Source organism: Kocuria palustris (assembly GCF_007666205.1).
In the GTDB taxonomy this organism is placed as follows: Bacteria; Actinomycetota; Actinomycetes; order Actinomycetales; family Micrococcaceae; genus Kocuria; species Kocuria palustris_A.
The window spans coordinates 80912-99596 of the sequence record NZ_VDOR01000005.1; the positions used below are offsets into that span (position 1 = coordinate 80912).

Consider the following 18685-nt stretch of genomic DNA (forward strand, 5'->3'; position numbering starts at 1 on the left):
GGCCGGCCCGCCGGCCCTCGTCCGTTCGGCTGCGCCTCCGGGGCCCGCCGGGCGCGCCCGGTCCGGCTCAGAGCCCGTAGAAGAGCCGTTCGAAGACCGCGCGGGCGTGGCGCGTGGTGCGCAGGTAGTCGTCCTCGAGCAGCTCCGAGCTGCCCGGCGGGTAGCCGCACCAGCGAGCGACGGCCTCCATGTCCCGGCCCGCAGAGGGCAGGACGTCGGAGGAGCGCCCTGTGCGCAGGACGTTCCCGTTGCGGATCGCGGTGCACAGCCGCCAGGCCTTGGCCAGCGCATGGGCGTCCTCGGACTCCACGAGACCGGCCTGGACCGAGGCCTCCAGACCCCCGAGGGTCGAGGTCGTGCGCAGGCCCGGATGCTCGTGGGCGTGCTGCAGCTGCAGGGTCTGCACGAGCCATTCCACGTCCGAGAGCCCGCCCCGGCCGAGCTTCACGTGCCGGGACGGATCCGCGCCGCGCGGCAGCCGCTCGTTCTCCACCCGGGCCTTCATGCGCCGGATCTCGTTGAGCTGCCGCTCCGTGAAGTCGGAGGGATAGCGGTACCGGTCGATGAGCTCGGCGAAGCGCTCTGCGAGCGCATCCGAGCCGGCCACCGGCCGGGCCCTGGTCAGGGCCTGGAACTCCCAGGTGTCGGCCCAGCGGGCGTAGTACTCCGTGTAGGACTCCAGGGAGCGGGCCATGGCCCCGGAGCGACCCTCCGGACGCAGGTCGTTGTCGATCTCGAGGGTCCGCTCGGCCATGATGGGCGGATCGCAGGGCCGCTTGAGCAGCTGCACCATGCGCTCGAGGACGCGCTTGGCCTGCTCGGCCGGCTCCTGCGCCGACGACCCGCGCTCGGATGCGTCGTCGGCCGCGTCCTGCTCGCCGCCGGTCAGACCGAGCTCCTCGCGGTCCTCGTGCTCGTGGTCATCGGCGCACGGGGTGTAGACGTAGAGCACGTCGGCGTCGGAGCCGTAGCCGATCTCCCGGCCGCCCTGCCTGCCCATGGCCACCACGAGCACATCCGCGGTCCACGGCTGCCCCTGTTCGCGGTGCAGCTCCCGCTCGGCGGAGTACAGCGCCCCGAGGATCGTCGCGCGGTCGATGTCCGACAGGGCCTCGACGACCTGCTCGACGTCGATCAGCCCCGCGGTGTCGGCCAGGGCCACGCGCAGCGACTCACGGCGGCGCATCAGGCGGATCATGCGCACCGCGGACTCGGCGTCGGCGTGCCGGGACATCTGGGCGTGCGTCTCCGCCCACAGGGTGGCGAAGGACCGGGGCCTGAGCTCCGCGTCCGTGCCGAGCCAGGCGGTGGCCTCCGGGAGGGTCTCGAGCAGATCGGAGATGTAGCGCGACGAGGCGAGCACGTGGCACAGGCGCTGGGCCCCGGTGTTGGAGTCGCGCAGCATCCGCAGATACCACGGCGAGGTGCCCAGCTCCTCCGAGACGCGGCGGAAGCCGAGCAGCCCGGCGTCGGGATCCACGCCCTCGGCGAACCACTCGAGCAGCACGGGCAGCAGCGTGCGCAGGATGCTCGCCCGGCGGCTCACGCCCCTGGTCAGCGCCTCGAGGTGGCGGTGGGCGGCCTTGGGATCCAGATAGCCCAGGGCCTTGAGCCGGTCGCGGACCTGGTCCTCGTTCAGCGCCACGCCGTCGAAGGACGTGTTGGTGATCGCGGCCAGCAGCGGCCGGTAGAAGATCCGCTCGTGCATGCCCCGCACGGCCCTGCGGACCTTGTGCCACTGCTCGAGCAGGTCGTCGCCGCCGGCGCGCGGGGAGGCCCCGGGCGGCTGCATGGCCACGGCCACGGCGGCCAGGTCCTCCGCCGAGGTCGGCATCAGGTGCGTGCGGCGCATGCGCAGGAGCTGGATCCGGTGCTCGAGCAGCCGCAGCCAGCGGTACCGCGAGTCGAACTGCTCCGCGTCCGCGCGGCTGATGTAGCCGGCGCGGGCCAGGGCGTCCAGGGAGTCGGTGGTCGCCTGGGTGTGCACGGAGTCGTCGGCCCGGCCGTGGACGAGCTGGAGCAGCTGCACCGTGAACTCGACGTCGCGCAGACCGCCCGGCCCGAGCTTGATCTGCCGGCCCTCCTCCTCGGAGGGGATGTTGTCCATGACGCGGCGGCGCATGGCCTGCACCGAGCTCACGAAGCCCTCCCGCTGGCTCGAGTCCCACACCATGGGCGCGATGGCCTCCGCGTAGCGGGCCCCGAGCTCGCGGTCCCCCGCGATCGGACGGGCCTTGAGCAGGGCCTGGAACTCCCACGACTTGGCCCACTTGCGGTAGTAGCGCACGTGCGAGCCCAGGGTGCGCGAGAGCGGGCCGTCCTTGCCCTCGGGACGCAGGTTGGCGTCGAGCTCCCACAGCGGGGCCTCGGGCCCGTTGGACATGATCGCCCGCGCCGTCCCGGAGGCCAGGGCGGTGGCCAGCACCGATGCGCGGTCGTCGTCGATGGGCTCGTTGCCGTCCTCGCCGCCGAACGGGTCGACGATGTCGTGCACGTGCACGACATCGACATCGGAGATGTAGTTCAGCTCGCGGGCACCGCACTTGCCCATGCCGATGACCGCGAGGCGGATGCGCTCGAGCTCGGCGGGCTCCGCCTGGGCGGACCCGCCGCCCGCGTGCAGGTCGGCGCGGGCGACCGCGAGCGCGGCCTCGACCGCGGCCCCCGCGAGATCGGCGAGCTGGCGTCCGACGGCAGGCATGTAGTCGACGGGGTCGGCCGCCCCCAGGTCCTGCAGCGCGATCCGGATCAGCTGACGCCGGTACTCCACGCGCAGGGCCGCGGCGCCGTCGTCCCCGGGGCGCTCGGCCACGGGGGTCTGCGCGTCCGGATCCGCTCCCACGCTGCGCAGCAGGCTCGAGCGCAGCTCCTCCTCCGGGATCTCGCCGGGCTCGTCCTCGGCGGGGGCGTCGAGCAGGTCCAGGTGCTGCGGGTGGGATGCCAGGAAGTCGCCGAGCGCCTCGGAGCACCCGAGCAGGCGGATCAGCGTGCGCGCTCGGGCGTCGTCCTCCAGCCGGTCGGCGGCGTGCGGCTCGGCCTCGATGAGCCGCACGAGGGAGCGGACCGCGGAGTCCGGGGACCCCGCGTGCTCGAGGTGCCCGAGCAGCGGCTCGAGCGGGGCTCCCTCGAGCTCGGGGAAGCCCAGCCAGCGCCTGGCGGTGCGCAGATCCGAGAACCCCGCCTTCACGAGGCGGCGGTCCGGGAGCTTCTCGAGCGCGTCGGGTAGCCGTGCGGGCCGGTCGTCCTGGTCGTCGCTCATTCGCCGGCCCCTCTCAGAGCAGCCCGAGGTTCGACTCGAGCTCGTAGCGCGTGACGACGGTGCGGTAGGCATCCCACTCGGCGCGCTTGTTGCGCATGATGTGCCCGAAGACCTGCTCGCCGAGCAGCTCCGCCATGAACTCCGACTCCTCGGCCAGGCGGATGGCGTCGTACAGGGAGCCCGGCATGGGCGTGTGCCCGGCGACCCTGCGCTCCGCGCTCGACATGGCGCCGAGGTCGTCCGACTCGACCTCCGGGAGCTCGAGCTTCTCCTCGATCCCCTTCAGGCCCGCGGCGATGACGCCGGCGTAGGCGAGGTACGGATTGGCCGCTGAGTCCAGGCCGCGGTACTCGATGCGCGCCGACTGCACCTTGTCCGGCTTGTAGAGCGGCACGCGCACGAGCGCCGATCGGTTGTTGTGGCCCCAGGAGACGTAGGACGGGGCCTCGTCGCCGCCCCACAGCCGCTTGTAGGAGTTGACGAACTGATTGGTCAGGATGGCCATCTCCGGGGCATGGCGCAGGACGCCGGCGATGAAGTGGCCGGCGACCTTGGACAGCTGGAACTCCGCCCCGGCCTCGAAGAAGGCGTTGGTGTCGCCCTCGAACAGCGAGAAGTGGGTGTGCATCCCGGAGCCGGGGTGGCTGCCGAACGGCTTGGGCATGAACGTCGCGTAGGAGTCGTGCTTGAGCGCGGACTCCTTCACGACGGTGCGGAAGGTCATGATGTTGTCCGCCGTCTGCAGCGGGTCCGCATAGCGCAGGTCGATCTCGTTCTGGCCCGGGCCGGCCTCGTGATGCGAGAACTCGACCGGGATCCCGACCTCCTCGAGCATGATCACGACGTCGCGCCGGAAGTTCTGGACCACGCCGCCCGGGGTGTGGTCGAAGTAGCCCTCGCTGTCCACGGGCGTCGGCTCGCCGGTGACCGGATCCAGCCGATCCGACCTCAGGAGGTAGAACTCGATCTCCGGGGAGGTGTAGCAGGTGATGCCCTGCTCCGTGGCCCTGGCCAGAACCCGCCGGAGCACGCCGCGCGGATCAGCCATGGAGGGCTCGCCGTCCGGGGTGCGGATGTCGCAGAACATGCGAGCGGTCGGCTGGTCCTCCCCGCGCCACGGCAGGATCTGGAAGGTCGAGGGATCCGGCTGCAGGAGCATGTCCGATTCGGTGACCCGGGAGAAGCCCTCGATCGACGAGCCGTCGAAGCCCAGCCCCTCCTCGAAGGCGGACTCGACCTCCGCGGGGGCCAGGGCCACCGACTTGAGGGTCCCCGTGACGTCGGTGAACCACATGCGCACGAACCGCACGTCCCGGTCCTCGATGGTGCGCAGCACGAACTCCTGCTGACGGTCCATGGGTCCTCCTCCTGCTCGCGGGCTCGCCCGAGCGGGTCGAGCGGGTCGCCGTGGGCGACCGGATGCTGTCCGGATCCCAGCCTATCGGCCGCCGCCGACGATGCGGAGCCGTCCTGTCGCGGCGCGTACCCTGTGCGCATGAGCGATGCAGCCGTCCCGGATCCCCCCGCACGTCCCGCCGAGACCGCGCCGTACGGGACGGGTCCGAGCGCAGGCGCCGAGGCGCGCGCCGCAGCCTCGGGGCTGGCCGACGCTGCGCGCGTGCGGACCCGTCACCTCCAGCAGGCCAAGGACGCCGGCGAGCGCTTCACCATGCTGACCGCCTACGACGCCACGACCGCCGGCGTCTTCGACGAGGCGGGGATCGACACCCTGCTCGTGGGCGACTCCGCCGGCAGCACCGTCTTCGGGGAGTCCTCGACGCTGCCGGTGACCCTCGAGCAGATGATCGCGCTCACGGCGGCCGTGTCCCGTGCCGCGCGGCGCGCCCTCGTGCTCGCGGACGTCCCGTTCGGCTCCTACGAGGAGTCCCCGCAGCAGGCGGTGCGCACCGCGGTCCGGCTCCTGAAGGAGGGCGGCGCGCACGCCGTCAAGATCGAGGCCGACGCCTCCCTGGCCGAGCACGTGAGCGCCGTCGTGCGCGCCGGGATCCCGGTGATGGCCCACGTGGGGTTCACCCCGCAGTCCGAGCACGCTCTGGGCGGGTACCGCATCCAGGGCCGCGGCGAGGCGGCCCGGAAGCTCGTCGACGACGCCCTGGCGCTGCAGGAGGCCGGGGCCTTCGCCGTCCTGCTCGAGATGGTCCCCGCGCAGGCCGCCGCCGAGGTCGACGAGGCCCTCGACGTCCCCACCGTGGGCATCGGCGCCGGCGGCTCGACCACGGGGCAGGTGCTCGTGTGGCAGGACATGCTCGGGCTCAGCGGCGGGCGCGTCCCGCGCTTCGTCAAGCAGTACGCCGACCTGCGCGCGACGATGGCCGAGGCCGTCGGGCGCTATGCGAGCGACGTCCGCGACGGCTCGTTCCCGGGCCCCGAGCACACGTACTGATCGCGCCGGCTCGGAAGCCCTCTTCGGCGCGGCCCCCGGGCCGGCCGCCGCGACTCAGTCGTCGCGGAACTCGCGCTCCCTGTCGTCCCAGGCCTTGGACTTGGCGGCCGCCGTCTCGAGCGCCTTCTGCGCCTCGGCCTCGGAGGCGTACGGGCCGATCAGCTGGCTGTAGTCCGACTGCTGGCCCTGCTCGACCTGCCCGGTCCTGAGGTTGTACCAGTACTCCACGATGCGTCCTGCCTTCCGTGCGCTGTCGCTGTGCCGGGCGTCCTCGCAGGCGCCCCGCCCGGCCCGCTCGGTGCGAGCCCTGCGCCGCCAGTATCCCCCGCGCCCCCGTCCGCGCCCCACCGCGCGAGGCCGCCGCGCGTCGGGCCCCTGCCCTCGCCTGCCTTCGACCAGCGCGGCGCAGCCGGCCGCGAGAACTAGACTGCACGGGATCGCCCGGGCGCGTCCCGGGAGCGGTCGCGACCGCAGCGCGCGCCCGCATGACCCGACCGTCCCCATGCTTCCCGAAGGAGCTCCGATACCGTGACCGCCCCGTCCCACAATCAGCCCGCCGAGCCCGGAGCGGCCCCCGTCGGCCGCCTGCGTCCCGGCCGGATCGGCTCGTCGCGGAAGGTGCCCGGAACCATCGCCCGGCCCGAGTACGTGGGACGGGCCGATCCGAACGAGGGCGGCGGCTCGAACATCTACTCCCCCGAGGAGGTCGAGCTGGTCCGCGCGGCCGGCACGATCGCCGCCGATGCCCTGCAGGAGGCCGGGCGGGCCTGCGTGCCGGGGACCACGACCGACGAGCTCGACCGGATCGCCCACGAGTACATGTGCGATCACGGGGCCTACCCGTCGTGCCTGGACTACCGCGGGTTCCGCAAGTCGATCTGCACGTCGCTCAACGAGGTCATCTGCCACGGCATCCCCGACTCGACCGTCCTGGAGGACGGCGACATCATCAACCTCGACGTCACCGCCTACAAGGACGGGATGCACGGCGACACCAACGCGATGTTCCTGGTCGGCGAGGTCGACGAGCAGTCCCGCCTGCTGGTGGAGCGCACCGAGGAGTCGCTGCGCCGCGCCGTGAAGGCGGTGCGGCCCGGCCGCGAGATCAACGTCATCGGACGCGTGATCGAGAAGTACGCCCAGCGCTTCGGCTACGGGGTCGTGCGCGACTTCACGGGCCACGGCGTGGGCCGCGAGTTCCACAGCGGGCTGATCATCCCTCATTACGATGCGGCGCCGTCCTATGCCACGGAGATGGTTCCGGGCATGATCTTCACCATCGAGCCCATGCTCACGCTGGGGACCATCCGGTGGGAGCAGTGGGACGACGACTGGACGATCACGACCGCCGACCGCATGCGCACCGCCCAGTTCGAGCACACCATGGTGGTCACCGAGGACGGCGCGGACCTGCTGACCCTGCCCAGCGCCGCCTGAGCCCACCCGCCGCCCGCCGACCGAAGGAGCGAGCCGACATGGCCGAGAAGAAGACCGCGAAGAAGCCCGTCGAGGAGATCACCACCCAGGACGTCGCACCGGATCAGGACGTGCGCGCGGACGACACGACGCCCCCGGCCCCGTCGAAGGGCTCCGCGTCGAGCTCGCGGCGCTTCATCGGCATCGACGTCGGCGGCACCGGGATCAAGGGCGGCATCGTCGACCTCGAGGTCGGCGATCTGATCGGCGAGCGGTACCGCATCCCCACGCCGCAGCCGGCCACCCCGGAGGCCGTGGGCAAGGTCATCGGCGACATCGTCGCGGTGCTGCAGCAGCGCGAGGGGGCCCCGGAGCCCGATTCCCCGATCGGCGTGATCGTCCCCTCGATCGTGAAGAACGGCGTGACCAAGCTGGCCGCCAACATCGATCCGTCGTGGGTCGGGGCGAACATCGCCGAGTCCTTCGAGCAGACGCTGGGACGGCCGGTCGCCGCTCTGAACGACGCCGACGGCGCCGGGCTGGCCGAGGCCCTCTACGGCGCGGGCAAGGGCGTCGACGGCCTCGTCATCATGATCACCCTGGGCACCGGCATCGGCGGCGCCATGATCATGGACGGGCGCCTGGTCCCCAATGCCGAGCTCGGCCATCTCGAGCTCGACGGCCACGACGCCGAGTCCCGCGCCTCCGCCGTGGCCCGGGAGCGGCAGGACCTCTCGTTCAAGAAGTGGGCCACGCAGCGGCTGCAGCCGTACTTCGAGCACGTGCAGATGCTCTTCTCCCCCAACCTGTTCATCGTGGGCGGAGGGGTGTCCAAGAAGTCGGACAAGTTCCTGCCCCTGCTCGAGCTCGAGACGCCGATCGAGGTCGCCCAGCTGCGCAACAACGCGGGCATCGTGGGCGCCGCGCTGTGGGCCGAGGTGGATCAGCAGCAGCACCGGGCCGGCTGAGCCGGGGCGGCCCGGTCGGCGGCACCGGGCCGGTTGGGCCGGGGCGGCTGCCTCGACCGGTCGGCCCTCGAGGCCTCCGTCCTTCGGCCCACGGACGGGCATGGCAAAGGCCCGCCAGGTGTCGCGGCTTCCCCTCCGCAACCCCTGACGGGCCTTGTGACCCCACTATAGGACGCCGTCCCAGGGCGCGGCAAGCACGGGGTCGTCATGGCCGCCCCCTCGTGTCCGCCGCGGTGGCGGGAACCGGACCCTGGCACGGCCGGGGGGGACGGTCACAGCAGGCGCGCCTGCTCGGGCGCCTCCTCCGCCTCCTGCGCCGCTGCGCGCCTGCGGGCCGGCCCGGCCCCCGCCGCGTCGCCGTTCGCAGTGCTCGCTCTGACGGCCCGGGCCGGCGCCCGGCGCTTGGACCGTCTCGGGGCGTCGACCCCGTCGGCCACGAGCGCCTGCTGCCCGTTGGCCTGAGCGGCGCGCTCGGAGCGCAGGACCTCGATCGCGTTCTCGAAGTCGTCGAGGTCGCTGAAGGCCTGGTAGACGGAGGCGAAGCGCAGGTAGGCGACCACGTCCAGACGGCGGAGGGGCTTGAGGATCGCCAGTCCGACCTCGTCGGCCTCGATCTCTGCAATGCCCGCCGAGCGGACGGACTCCTCGACCTCCTGGGCCAGCTTGGCCAGGTCGTCCTCGCTCACGGGGCGGCCCTGGCAGGCCTTGCGCACTCCCGAGACGATCTTCTGCCGCTCGAACGGCTCCGTGACCCCCGAGCGCTTGATCACGGAGATGGTCGTGGTCTCCATCGTGGAGAAGCGCCGCTTGCACTGCGTGCACTGGCGGCGGCGGCGGATCGCGCCGCCGTCGTCCGTGGTGCGCGAGTCGACGACCTTGGAATCGGGATGGCGGCAGAACGGGCAGTGCACTCTCAGCCCTCCGACGCCGCAGCGGCCGGCGATGAGGCGCCGGACTCCGAGCGCACCGCGACCGCGACTGCGTGGTTCGGCAGGTCCTCGGCCTCGGCCAGCGCCGAGATCGCGGGCTCGAGCCGGGCCAGCGCCTCCCGGTCGTACTCGATGACCTGGACGGCCTTCATGAAGCTCGTGGTGCACAGACCCTGGGCGTGCACGGCCGATCCGCCCGTGGGCAGCACGTGATTGGACCCGGCCGCGTAGTCCCCCAGCGGGACCGGGCTGTAGGGGCCGACGAAGATCGCCCCGGCATTGCGCACGCGCGCCGCCACGGCCCGGGGGTCGGCCGTGTGGATCTCGAGGTGCTCCGCGGCGTAGGCGTCGGCGACCGCGATCGAGGCCTCCAGATCATCGGTGAGCACCGCTCCGGACTGCTCCCCCTCCAGCGCCGTGCGGATGCGCTCGGCATGGCGGGCCCGGCCGGCGAGCTCGACGATGGCGGCGGCGACCGCGTCGGCGATCTCCGGCCGGTGCGTGATGAGCACCGAGCCGGCCATCGGGTCGTGCTCCGCCTGCGAGATGAGGTCGGCCGCCACGTAGCGCGGGTCCGCGGTCTCGTCGGCGATCACGGCGATCTCGGTCGTGCCCGCCTCGGCGTCGACGCCCACGATCGAGCGCAGCTGCCGCTTGGCGGTGGCCACGAACAGATTGCCCGGCCCGGTGATCGTGTGCACGGGCTCGAGGACGTCGCAGCGGCCCTGCGCGTCATCGCGCACGCCGTGGGCCATGGCGGCCAGGGCCTGCGCACCGCCCACGGCCCAGACCTCGTCGACCCCCAGCAGTCCCGCCGCGGCCAGGATGGTGGGATGCGGCAGGCCGTCGAACTCGGCCTGCGGGGGCGTGCACAGCACCACGGACTCGACGCCTGCGGCCTGGGCGGGGACGACGTTCATGACCACGGACGAGGGATAGACCGCCAGCCCGCCGGGGACGTACAGGCCGACCCGCTGCACGGGCGTCCAGCGGTGGACCAGCCGGGCTCCCGGAGCCACCTCGATCTCGGCGTCGGCCGGACGCTGCGCTCGGGCGAAGGCGCGGCAGCGCTCGATGGCCGACTCCAGGCCGGCGCGCACGTCGGCGTCGAGCTCCTCGACGGCCCGGCGGATGTCCTCGGCCGCGACGCGGATGCGTCCCTGCTCGACCCGGTCGAAGCGCGCCGCGTACTCGCGCAGCGCCTCGGCGCCGCGGTCGCGGACGTCGGCGATGATCGCCCGGACGCTGTCCTCGGCGTCCTGGCGCGCGGCGGAGGTCTGCCGCGGCACGACGGCGCGCAGCTCGGCCCAGTCCAGGTCCTGCCCGCGCAGATCGATCGCGCGCAGCGCGGGACCCGCCCCGGTGCTGTCGTGCGCGGCGCCGGGGCCCTCCGGCGCGCTCGGATCGGCGGAGGGCACGGGGTTCTGGGGATTCGCAGTCACGGCGCCAGTCTACGACGCGCGCTCCCGCCCGGACTCAGGCCTCGAGGCAGGCGGGGCCGAGCAGCACCTTGAGATCGCCGTAGAACGCCGGTCCGGCCTCGACCCGGAACTGCGGGGGGAGCTGCCACACCTGGGTGCAGCGCTGGGTCGACACGCGCAGCCGGACCTCGGAGTCGCCGCGGTGGCTGCGCAGGACATCGGAGAGCTCCCCGACCGTCTGCGCGTCGAGCCGTCGCTCCGGCACCGAGATCGTGACGGGCCCGGCGTGGCCCTCGGGGTGGATCTCGGGCAGGGTCAGCTCCATCGCGGACATCGAGGTGGAGCCGTCGTCGCGCTTCTGCAGGCGGCCCTTGATCGAGCAGATCAGGTCCTCGGCCAGGACGCCGGCGATCGGGGCGTAGACCTTGCCGAAGAACATGATCTCGATCGAGCCGGTCCGGTCCTCCAGCTCGATGCGCGCGTAGGCGTTGCCCGAGGACTTGGCGATCCTGCGCTGCACCGAGGTGATCATGCCCGCGACGGTGACGATCGCGCCGTCCTGCTTGCCGCCCTCCTCCGAGAGCAGCTGCTGCACCGAGGTGTCGGAGTGCTCGCCGAGGGCCTGGTCGAGGCCGCGCAGCGGGTGGTCGGAGACGTAGAGCCCGAGCATCTCGCGCTCGAACGAGAGCATGTCCTTGCGCTCCCACTCGGGCAGGTCCGGGACGACGACCTGCAGCCCCTCCCCCTCGGTCTCCGGGGCGTCGCCGCCCATCGCGAAGATGTCGAAGGTGAACTCGCCCTTGGCCTCGTTCTTCTTCTGCGCCACGACGTCGTCGATGGCCTGCTCGTGCACGTCCACGAGCGCGCGGCGGGTGTGCCCGAGCTGGTCGAAGGCCCCCGACTTCACGAGCGATTCGATCGTGCGCTTGTTGCACACGACGAGCTCGACCTTGGAGAGGAAGTCGTTGAAGGAGGTGAAGCCGCCCTTGGCCTCGCGCGAGCGCACGATGGCCTCTACCACGTTGGCGCCCACGTTGCGCACCGCGGCCATGCCGAAGCGGATGTCCTCGCCCACCGGGGTGAAGTTGACCGCCGACTCGTTGACGTCCGGGGGCAGCACCGTGATCCCCATGTGGCGGCACTCGTTGAGATACAGCGCGAGCTTGTCCTTGTCGTCGCCCACCGAGGTCAGCAGCGCGGCCATGTACTCGGCCGGGTAGTGCGCCTTGAGGTAGGCGGTCCAGTAGGAGACGAGCCCGTAGGCGGCCGTGTGGGCCTTGTTGAACGCGTAGTCGGAGAACGACTCGAGCACGTGCCACAGGGTGTCGGCGGCGTCCTGGGAGTAGCCGTTCTTCTGCATGCCGCCGAAGAAGATGTCCTTCTGCTTGTCGAGCTCGGACTTCTTCTTCTTGCCCATGGCCCGGCGCAGCAGATCCGCCTGGCCCAGCGTGTAGTCCGCGACCTTCTGGGCCACGGCCATGACCTGCTCCTGGTAGACGATCAGGCCGTAGGTCAGGTCCAGGATCTCCGCCAGCGGCTCCTCGAGCTCCGGGTGGATCGGGGTGATCTCCTGCTGGCCCGTCTTCCGCAGCGCGTAGTTGATGTGCGAGTTCACGCCCATGGGGCCGGGGCGGTAGAGGGCCAGGACCGCGGAGATGTCCTCGTACTGGTCGGGGCGCATCATCTTGAGCAGCTGGCGCATGGGGCCGCCGTCGAGCTGGAAGACGCCCAGGGTGTCGCCGCGGGCCAGCAGGGCGTAGGAGGCCTTGTCGTCCAGGGGCAGGGCCTCGAGGTCCAGGACGAAGCCGTCGCGGTTGAGGGTGATGTTCTCGAGGGCGTCGGAGATGATCGTGAGGTTGCGCAGCCCCAGGAAGTCCATCTTGATCAGCCCGAGCCCCTCGCACGTGGGGTAGTCGAACTGCGTGATGATCTGCCCGTCCTGCTCGCGGCGCATGAGCGGGATGATGTCGATCAGCGGGTCCGAGGACATGATCACGCCGGCGGCGTGCACGCCCCACTGCCGCTTGAGGCCCTCGAGGCCCTGGGCGGTCTCGAAGACCTTCTGGGACTCGGGGTCCTCGGCCAGGACCTCGCGCAGCTCGGCGGCCTCGTCGTAGCGCTTGGCGTCCTCGTCGTAGACGTCGGCCAGGCTGATGCCCTTGCCCATGATGTCCGGCGGCATGGCCTTGGTGAGCTTCTCGCCCATCGAGAACGGGTAGCCCAGCACGCGCGAGGAGTCCTTGAGGGCCTGCTTGGCCTTGATCGTCCCGTAGGTCACGATCATGGCCACGCGCTCGTCGCCGTACTTCTCCGTGACGTACTGGATGACCTCCGGACGGCGACGGTCGTCGAAGTCGATGTCGAAGTCCGGCATGGAGACGCGCTCCGGGTTCAGGAAGCGCTCGAAGATCAGCCCGTGCTCGAGCGGGTTCAGCTCCGTGATGCGCATGGCGTAGGCGACCATGGACCCCGCGCCCGAGCCGCGGCCGGGGCCGACGCGGATCCCCTGCCCCTTGGCCCACGTGATGAAGTCGGCCACCACCAGGAAGTACCCGGGGAAGCCCATCTGCAGGATGATGCCCTTCTCGTACTCGGCCTGCTGCCGCACCTCGGAGGGCACCCCGTCGGGGAAGCGGAACTCGAGCCCGCGGTCGACCTCCTTGGCGAACCAGGACTGCTCGTCCTCGCCCTCCGGGACCGGGAACCGGGGCATGAACTTGCCCACGGACTCGTCGAACTCGACGTGGCAGCGCTCGGCGATCTCGAGCGTGTTGTCGCAGGCCTCCGGGTAGTCCCGGAACAGGTCGCGCATCTCCGCGGCGGACTTGAGATAGAACTCGTCGGCGTCGAACTTGAAGCGCTTGGGATCGGCCAGCGTGGAGCCGGACTGCACGCACAGCAGCGCCGCGTGCGCCTTGGCGTCCTCGGCGCGGGTGTAGTGCAGGTCGTTCGTGGCCACGAGCGGCAGCTGGAGGTCCTTGGCCAGCTTCATCAGGTCCTGGTGGACGTCCTTCTCGATCCCCAGGCCGTGGTCCATGATCTCGCAGTAGTAGTTCTCGGCGCCGAAGATGTCGCGGAACTCCGCGGCCGCCTCCCGGGCCTCGCGGTACTGGCCCAGCCGCAGCCGGGTCTGGATCTCGCCCGACGGGCAGCCCGTGGTGGCGATCAGGCCCTTGCCGTACCGGTGGAGCAGGTCCCGGTCCATGCGCGGCTTGTAGAGCTGGCCCTCCAGGGAGGCGTAGCTCGAGGCGCGGAAGAGGTTCTGCATGCCCTCGGTGGTCTCTGCCAGCAGGGTCAGGTGGGTGTAGGAGCCGGCGCCCGAGACGTCGTTGCGCCCGCCGTCGGCGAACTTCACGCGCGAGCGGTCGGTGCGCGCCGTGCCGGGGGTCAGGTAGGCCTCCACGCCGATGATCGGCTTGATCCCCGCCTTGTTGGCCCGCGACCAGAAGTCGTAGGCCCCGAACACGAAGCCGTGGTCCGTGGTCGCCAGCGAGTCCATGCCCTGCTGGTGGCAGGCCTCGAAGAGGTCGTCCAGACGCGCGGCGCCGTCGAGCATCGAGTACTCGGTGTGCACGTGAAGATGCGTGAATCCCTTGCCCTGAGTCATCGCCAGGATCCTATCCCCCGGCTCCGACGCGCCGGCCCGGTCACGGGCGGCGGTCCCTCAGCGCGGTCCGCCGTCGCGCAGCGTCTCGAGCGCCCAGTCCAGATCGGCCGGGTACCTGCTCGTGAACGAGACCTGCTCGCCCGTGCCCGGGTGCTCGAAGCCGAGGCGATGGGCGTGCAGCCACTGCCGCGTCAGCCCGAGCCCCGCGGCGAGGGCGGGATCGGCGCCGTACGTGAGATCGCCCGCGCAGGGGTGCTTGAGCGCGGAGAAGTGGACGCGGATCTGGTGCGTGCGCCCGGTCTCCAGATGCACCTCCAGCAGCGTCGCGCGCCCGAACGACTCGAGCGTCTCGTAGCGGGTCACGGACTCGCGCCCGCCCTCGATCACGGCGAAGCGCCATTCGTATCCGGGGTGCCTCCCGATCGGCGCCTCGATCGTGCCCTCCATGGGCTCCGGCATCCCCTGCACGATCGTGTGGTAGACCTTCTCGACCGTGCGCTCCTTGAACGCGCGCTTGAGGGCGGTGTAGGCGCGCTCCGAGCGCGCGACGACCATCAGTCCCGACGTCCCGACGTCCAGGCGGTGCACGATGCCCTGCCGCTCCGCGGCCCCGGAGGTGCTCACGGCGATGCCGACGCCCGCCAGCGCGCTGAGCACGGTGGGCCCTGCCCACCCGGGCGAGGGGTGCGCCGCGACGCCGGCCGGCTTGTCGACCACGACGATGTCGTCGTCCTGGTGGATCACGCGGAAGCCGTCGACGACCTCGGGGACGATCGCCGAAAGGTCGACCTCCTCCGGCATGAGCACCGAGAGCTCGGCGCCCCGGGGCAGCTTCCGCGACTTCGCGATCTCAGCGCCCCCGATGCGGATCTCCCCGGCCTCGAAGAGCCGGCCGGTGGCGGTGCGGGACAGGCCCGTCAGCCGGGCCACGATCGCATCGGCCCGCGCGCCGTCGAGCTCCTCCGGCACCTCGAGGGCGCGGGTCGGCCGCTCGCTCATCGCCCGTCCCCCCGGTCGGCGGCGCGGGAGCCGTCCGGGTCGCGGCCGAGCAGGATCAGCGCGGCCACCAGGATCACGCCGACGACCACGCCCGAATCGGCGATGTTGAAGACCGCGAAGCCCTGGACGTGGATGAAGTCCACCACATGCCCGTTGGGGAAGCCGGGCCAGCGCAGGAGCCGATCGGTCAGGTTGCCCAGGGCGCCGCCGAGCACCAGCCCGAGCGACAGCGCCCACAGCAGCGAGCGCACGCGCGGCAGGAAGAGGAGGATGCCCGCCGAAGCGATCGCCATGACGGCGGTGAAGACCCAGGTGAGGCTCTCGCCCATCGAGAACGCGGCCCCCGGGTTGAGGATGTAGTGCCACTGCAGCAGGCCGTCGATCAGCGGGATCTCCTGACCGAGGGTCATGGTGCGCTCCACGATCGCCTTGGTGGCCTGATCCAGCCCGTAGACGACGGCCGCGGTCAGGATCGCGAGCGCGAGCACGGCCCGTCGGCTCCGGGGACGGGCCTGCGGGGCCGAGGCTGCTGGTGATGACATGAGCTGGGTTCCGGACCTCTCGCGGGCGCTGATCGGGGCCGAGGAGCCTCCGTCGGACGGGGTCGTGACGCGACGACGCCGCGCGCCGCCCGGATCCCGGGCCGCGCGCGGCGTGCGCTCACATCATCGGCGCTCGGCGGAGGAGCCGTCCGCGTCCTCCGGGGCCAGGGACGGGGCGGTCCTGATCTCCTGGAGCTGGCCGTCGATGAAGGCGGTCAGGCGCTCGCGGTAGGAGGTCTCGAAGCTGCGCAGCCCCGAGACCGCGTCCTCGAGGCCGCGGCGCTCGTCCTCGAGGGAGGAGAGGACCTCCGCCTTGGAGGTCTCGGCGTCCGCGACCAGGGTGTCGGCCTGGGCGCGCCCCTCGGCGATCAGGCGCTCGCGCTCGGCGCGGCCCTCGCCGACGTACTGGTCGTGCAGCTGCTGGGCCATGGCGAGCACGCCGGCCGCGCTCTGGGCCGAGTCCGTGTAGTCCGCCGCCGGGGCCTGCTCGGACACGGAGGCCCGGGTCGCCGGCTGCGCCGGCGAGGAGCCCTGGGCGGCTGCGGCGGGCGCGGCCTCGGCCGTCGCCTGCTCCCCCGCGGCGGCCGTCTCGGCCGAGGCCCCCGTCGTGGCGGCGGCCTTGCTCTCCCGGACGGCGGCGGAGTCCTTCCCGGACCCCTCGGTCGCGGTGGCGCCGTCGGCGGGCTGCGCGTCGGCCGCCGACTCCTGGGCCCCGCGATCCGCGGCACCGCCGGCGTCGACCTGAGCGCGCAGGTCCGCATTCTCCTGGTTCAGCCGACGCAGCTCCACGACGATCTCGTCCAGGAAGTCGTCGACCTCGTCCTGGTCGTAGCCCTCACGGAACTTGGTGGGCTGGAACCGCTTGTTGATGACGTCTTCCGGGGTCAGAGCCATGGGGATGTGCCTCTCGTCGAAACTGTGGGGGTCGGGAGCCGACGCCCGGGTCGGTCGATCCGGCAGTCGGTCGTTCCTGCCCGGGGGCGACCCGCGGGCGAGCCGTCCGTGCGCGCCCCGCACGACACGTCCCGCCGCGGCTCGCCTCGGCGGGCGGTCGCATCGGTTCAGGGTACATGCTCCGGCACCGGCGCAGCGGGCTCCGGCACTGATCGCCCGAGACCCCCGCACCGGCTGCCCGCGGGCCCGCGCCCCGTCCGGAAAGGGCGGGCTGCGCGGCGGGCTCAGGCCGACAGGAAGGCCGTGCCCAGGATCATCTGCAGGATGCCCAGCCCGAGGATCAGCACGAGCGAGGACAGGTCGAGGGCGACGCCGCCCATGCGCAGCGGCGGGATCAGCTTGCGCAGCGGGGTCAGCATCGGGTCCGTGACCGCGTAGAAGGTCGAGGCCAGCACGAGGGCCGCGCCCTGCGGCCGCCAGCCCCGCGCGAAGGACTGGACCATCTCGACGACGAACCGCCCGAGCACGATCAGGATCAGGACGTGGACCGCCAGGTACAGGATGCCGAAGACGACTGCCATGCGGATCAGGCCTGGACCGCGTCGAGGTCCTCGTCCGGAGCTGCGGAGGAGTCCACGACCTCGACGTACGAGGGGGTGAGCAGGAAGACGGTGGTGGTCACGCGCTCGATCGACCCGTGGAGGGCGTAGACCAGGCCCGCGGCGAAGTCGACGAGGCGCTTGGCCTCGGGCTCGGCCAGATCGCTGAGATCCATGATGACCGGGGTGCCGTCGCGGAAGGACTCGCCCACCGACTTCGCATCGTTGTAGGAGCGCGGGTGGACGGTCGTGATGGTGCGCATGTCGTCTGCATCCTCTCGGGACGTCGAGGGGGCACGCTTGATCGGCGTGACGGGGGCTCGGTACTCGGAGTCGCGGCGGGGTTCGCGCTGGGGCCGGGAGCGCGCGGGCTCGGCCGACCGTCGGCTCTCCGGCGGCGGCACCGCGCTCGAGCCACCGCGGGCGGTCTGCGGCTCCGGCCCGCGCTCCTGGCGCGGCTCCGGCTGCGGGGCCCGGCGCTCCTGCCGCTCCGGGGAGCGGGGGCCGGCGACGTCGTCCTCGTAGCCCTCCGGCTCGGCCAGGCCCAGACGGATCATCGCTCGGCGCATCGACTGGCTCACGCGCGGCCCTCCTCGCTCTCGCTGCGGTGCAGCTGGTTGTCTCGGCTCGGACCCTCCCGGGAGCCGGCCCCGGCGGCGGGGCCGCGGCGGTCGCCGGCTCGAGGCCGCCCGACTCGCGGATCGGGGGCAGGGAGGTCGACGGCCAGGTTACCCGACGAGCCCGGACGCGCGGTCCAGGCCGTCGGCGCCCCGGCGGTGGGCACAGGACCGGTGGGCGCCGCTCATCCCCCGATCACGGCGCCCGGCACGGGGGCGACGATGCCCGCGATCCGACCGCTGGAGGGATCGCGGCGATGGGAGGAGAGGCCCTCGTTCTCGAGGGTGCACCGGGAGGTGGCCGCCTCCGCCAGCTCGACGCGCGCACCGAGCCGGCGCAGCTGGCGGGCGGCCGAGCCCGGGAGGTCCAGGCCGGGGGTGCCCCATGAGGTCGTGGTGCGGATGCCGGGCAGCGACCGCTCGGACTCCTCGGCCATCTGCTCGGGCACCTCGTAGCACCCCGCGCACACGCACGGCCCGATCCGGGCGCTGATCTCCCGGGCGCCGCGCTCGCGCATCGCCCGGACCACCTCGAGCAGGACACCGTCCAGCAGACCGCGTCGCCCCGCGTGGGCCACGGCGGTGACGGGATGCGCGCGGCCCGCGCCGTCGTCGGCAGGCTCGCCCACGAGCACGACCGGCACGCAGTCAGCGACCATCACCGCCAGCGGCCTGCCGGTCGTGGAGACGGCCGCATCGCCGGTCGGGGCGCTGCCCGGCGCCGCGGCGTCGGCATCCACCACCCGGGTCCCGTGGACCTGGTCCAGGTACAGGACGGAGTCCGGGTCGTGGCCGAGGTCACGGGCCGCGCGGCGCCGGCGCGCCAGGACCTCCTGGGCGTCGTCGGGAACGTGCAGCGCGAGATTGCCGAGCTCCCGGTCGGTGAACACGGTGCGGATGCCGAGCGCCTCGCTCGAATGCCAGTACATGCGCCCGACCCTAGCGCCGGCCGCCGACGGCCGCACGGCGCAGGCCGGCGGCGCGGACGGCAGGACCGGCGGCCGGAACGACGACAGCGCGGCGGCCCCGA

At 72.4% G+C, this 18685-nt stretch carries 15 protein-coding genes; 3 read left to right on the forward strand and 12 right to left on the reverse strand.

Annotated elements, in window-relative coordinates:
- Nucleotides 1-67: 67 nt before the first annotated feature.
- Nucleotides 68-3259 (reverse strand): bifunctional [glutamine synthetase] adenylyltransferase/[glutamine synthetase]-adenylyl-L-tyrosine phosphorylase, encoded by a 3192-nt coding sequence (locus FSY66_RS06990; protein ID WP_144792751.1) that lies wholly within the window; start codon nt 3257-3259, stop codon nt 68-70.
- A 13-nt stretch (nt 3260-3272) separates the two neighbouring features.
- Nucleotides 3273-4616: a glutamine synthetase family protein gene (locus tag FSY66_RS06995; RefSeq protein ID WP_144792754.1), complete on the reverse strand. Its 1344-nt coding sequence runs from the start codon at nt 4614-4616 to the stop codon at nt 3273-3275.
- 138 nt (nt 4617-4754) lie between these two features.
- On the opposite strand from FSY66_RS06995, the gene panB reads away from it, so the two are divergent.
- Nucleotides 4755-5663: a 3-methyl-2-oxobutanoate hydroxymethyltransferase gene (gene panB / locus FSY66_RS07000; RefSeq protein WP_144792757.1), complete on the forward strand. Its 909-nt coding sequence runs from the start codon at nt 4755-4757 to the stop codon at nt 5661-5663.
- Between the two features lie 54 nt (nt 5664-5717).
- Here panB and FSY66_RS07005 read toward each other — a convergent pair whose 3' ends face one another.
- Nucleotides 5718-5891, reverse strand: coding sequence for an SPOR domain-containing protein (locus tag FSY66_RS07005; RefSeq protein WP_313955542.1), 174 nt, complete (start codon nt 5889-5891; stop codon nt 5718-5720).
- Nucleotides 5892-6191: 300 nt separating this feature from the next.
- Between FSY66_RS07005 and map the strand changes: the two genes are divergently transcribed.
- Nucleotides 6192-7100 (forward strand): type I methionyl aminopeptidase, encoded by a 909-nt coding sequence (gene map, locus FSY66_RS07010; protein ID WP_144792761.1) that lies wholly within the window; start codon nt 6192-6194, stop codon nt 7098-7100.
- A 38-nt stretch (nt 7101-7138) separates the two neighbouring features.
- Nucleotides 7139-8047, forward strand: a complete 909-nt coding sequence (gene ppgK, locus FSY66_RS07015) for a polyphosphate--glucose phosphotransferase (RefSeq protein ID WP_144792764.1) — start codon at nt 7139-7141, stop codon at nt 8045-8047.
- A 272-nt stretch (nt 8048-8319) separates the two neighbouring features.
- Here the strand turns inward: ppgK and nrdR are convergent, their stop codons facing one another.
- The 9 genes from nrdR to FSY66_RS07060 form a co-directional block, all read right to left on the reverse strand.
- Nucleotides 8320-8958 (reverse strand): transcriptional regulator NrdR, encoded by a 639-nt coding sequence (nrdR, locus tag FSY66_RS07020; protein ID WP_144792767.1) that lies wholly within the window; start codon nt 8956-8958, stop codon nt 8320-8322.
- Between the two features lie 2 nt (nt 8959-8960).
- Complete coding sequence (gene hisD / locus FSY66_RS07025; protein WP_144792770.1) at nt 8961-10418, reverse strand: histidinol dehydrogenase; 1458 nt, start codon at nt 10416-10418, stop codon at nt 8961-8963.
- Between the two features lie 34 nt (nt 10419-10452).
- On the reverse strand, nt 10453-14004 hold the full coding sequence (gene dnaE / locus FSY66_RS07030) for a DNA polymerase III subunit alpha (protein ID WP_144792773.1): 3552 nt from the start codon (nt 14002-14004) through the stop codon (nt 10453-10455).
- Nucleotides 14005-14061: 57 nt separating this feature from the next.
- Nucleotides 14062-15003 (reverse strand): RluA family pseudouridine synthase, encoded by a 942-nt coding sequence (locus FSY66_RS07035; RefSeq protein WP_144792777.1) that lies wholly within the window; start codon nt 15001-15003, stop codon nt 14062-14064.
- Nucleotides 15000-15545, reverse strand: coding sequence for a signal peptidase II (gene lspA, locus FSY66_RS07040; protein ID WP_144792780.1), 546 nt, complete (start codon nt 15543-15545; stop codon nt 15000-15002). The genes FSY66_RS07035 and lspA overlap by 4 nt, the downstream gene beginning before the upstream one ends.
- Nucleotides 15546-15668: 123 nt before the next feature.
- A complete protein-coding gene (locus FSY66_RS07045) occupies nt 15669-16439 on the reverse strand; it encodes a DivIVA domain-containing protein (protein ID WP_144792784.1) in 771 nt (256 codons plus the stop codon).
- Between the two features lie 284 nt (nt 16440-16723).
- The gene (locus FSY66_RS07050; RefSeq protein WP_144792787.1) at nt 16724-17020 is read right to left on the reverse strand and encodes a YggT family protein; all 297 of its coding nucleotides are present in this window, start codon (nt 17018-17020) and stop codon (nt 16724-16726) included.
- Nucleotides 17021-17025: 5 nt separating this feature from the next.
- Nucleotides 17026-17619, reverse strand: coding sequence for a cell division protein SepF (locus FSY66_RS07055; protein WP_186304486.1), 594 nt, complete (start codon nt 17617-17619; stop codon nt 17026-17028).
- Nucleotides 17620-17840: 221 nt separating this feature from the next.
- The gene (locus tag FSY66_RS07060) at nt 17841-18584 is read right to left on the reverse strand and encodes a purine nucleoside phosphorylase YfiH/LACC1 family protein (protein WP_144792790.1); all 744 of its coding nucleotides are present in this window, start codon (nt 18582-18584) and stop codon (nt 17841-17843) included.
- Nucleotides 18585-18685 lie beyond the last annotated feature (101 nt).

What these genes read in the sequence shown, in the direction of transcription:
- FSY66_RS07050 (WP_144792787.1), bottom strand. Translation starts at nt 17,020, where the DNA reads ATGGCAGTCGTCTTCGGCATCCTGTACCTGGCGGTCCACGTCCTGATC.
- ppgK (WP_144792764.1), top strand. Translation starts at nt 7,139, where the DNA reads ATGGCCGAGAAGAAGACCGCGAAGAAGCCCGTCGAGGAGATCACCACC.
- dnaE (WP_144792773.1), bottom strand. Translation starts at nt 14,004, where the DNA reads ATGACTCAGGGCAAGGGATTCACGCATCTTCACGTGCACACCGAGTAC.
- lspA (WP_144792780.1), bottom strand. Translation starts at nt 15,545, where the DNA reads ATGTCATCACCAGCAGCCTCGGCCCCGCAGGCCCGTCCCCGGAGCCGA.
- FSY66_RS07060 (WP_144792790.1), bottom strand. Translation starts at nt 18,584, where the DNA reads ATGTACTGGCATTCGAGCGAGGCGCTCGGCATCCGCACCGTGTTCACC.
- FSY66_RS07045 (WP_144792784.1), bottom strand. Translation starts at nt 16,439, where the DNA reads ATGGCTCTGACCCCGGAAGACGTCATCAACAAGCGGTTCCAGCCCACC.
- FSY66_RS06995 (WP_144792754.1), bottom strand. Translation starts at nt 4,616, where the DNA reads ATGGACCGTCAGCAGGAGTTCGTGCTGCGCACCATCGAGGACCGGGAC.
- panB (WP_144792757.1), top strand. Translation starts at nt 4,755, where the DNA reads ATGAGCGATGCAGCCGTCCCGGATCCCCCCGCACGTCCCGCCGAGACC.
- FSY66_RS07035 (WP_144792777.1), bottom strand. Translation starts at nt 15,003, where the DNA reads ATGAGCGAGCGGCCGACCCGCGCCCTCGAGGTGCCGGAGGAGCTCGAC.
- FSY66_RS06990 (WP_144792751.1), bottom strand. Translation starts at nt 3,259, where the DNA reads ATGAGCGACGACCAGGACGACCGGCCCGCACGGCTACCCGACGCGCTC.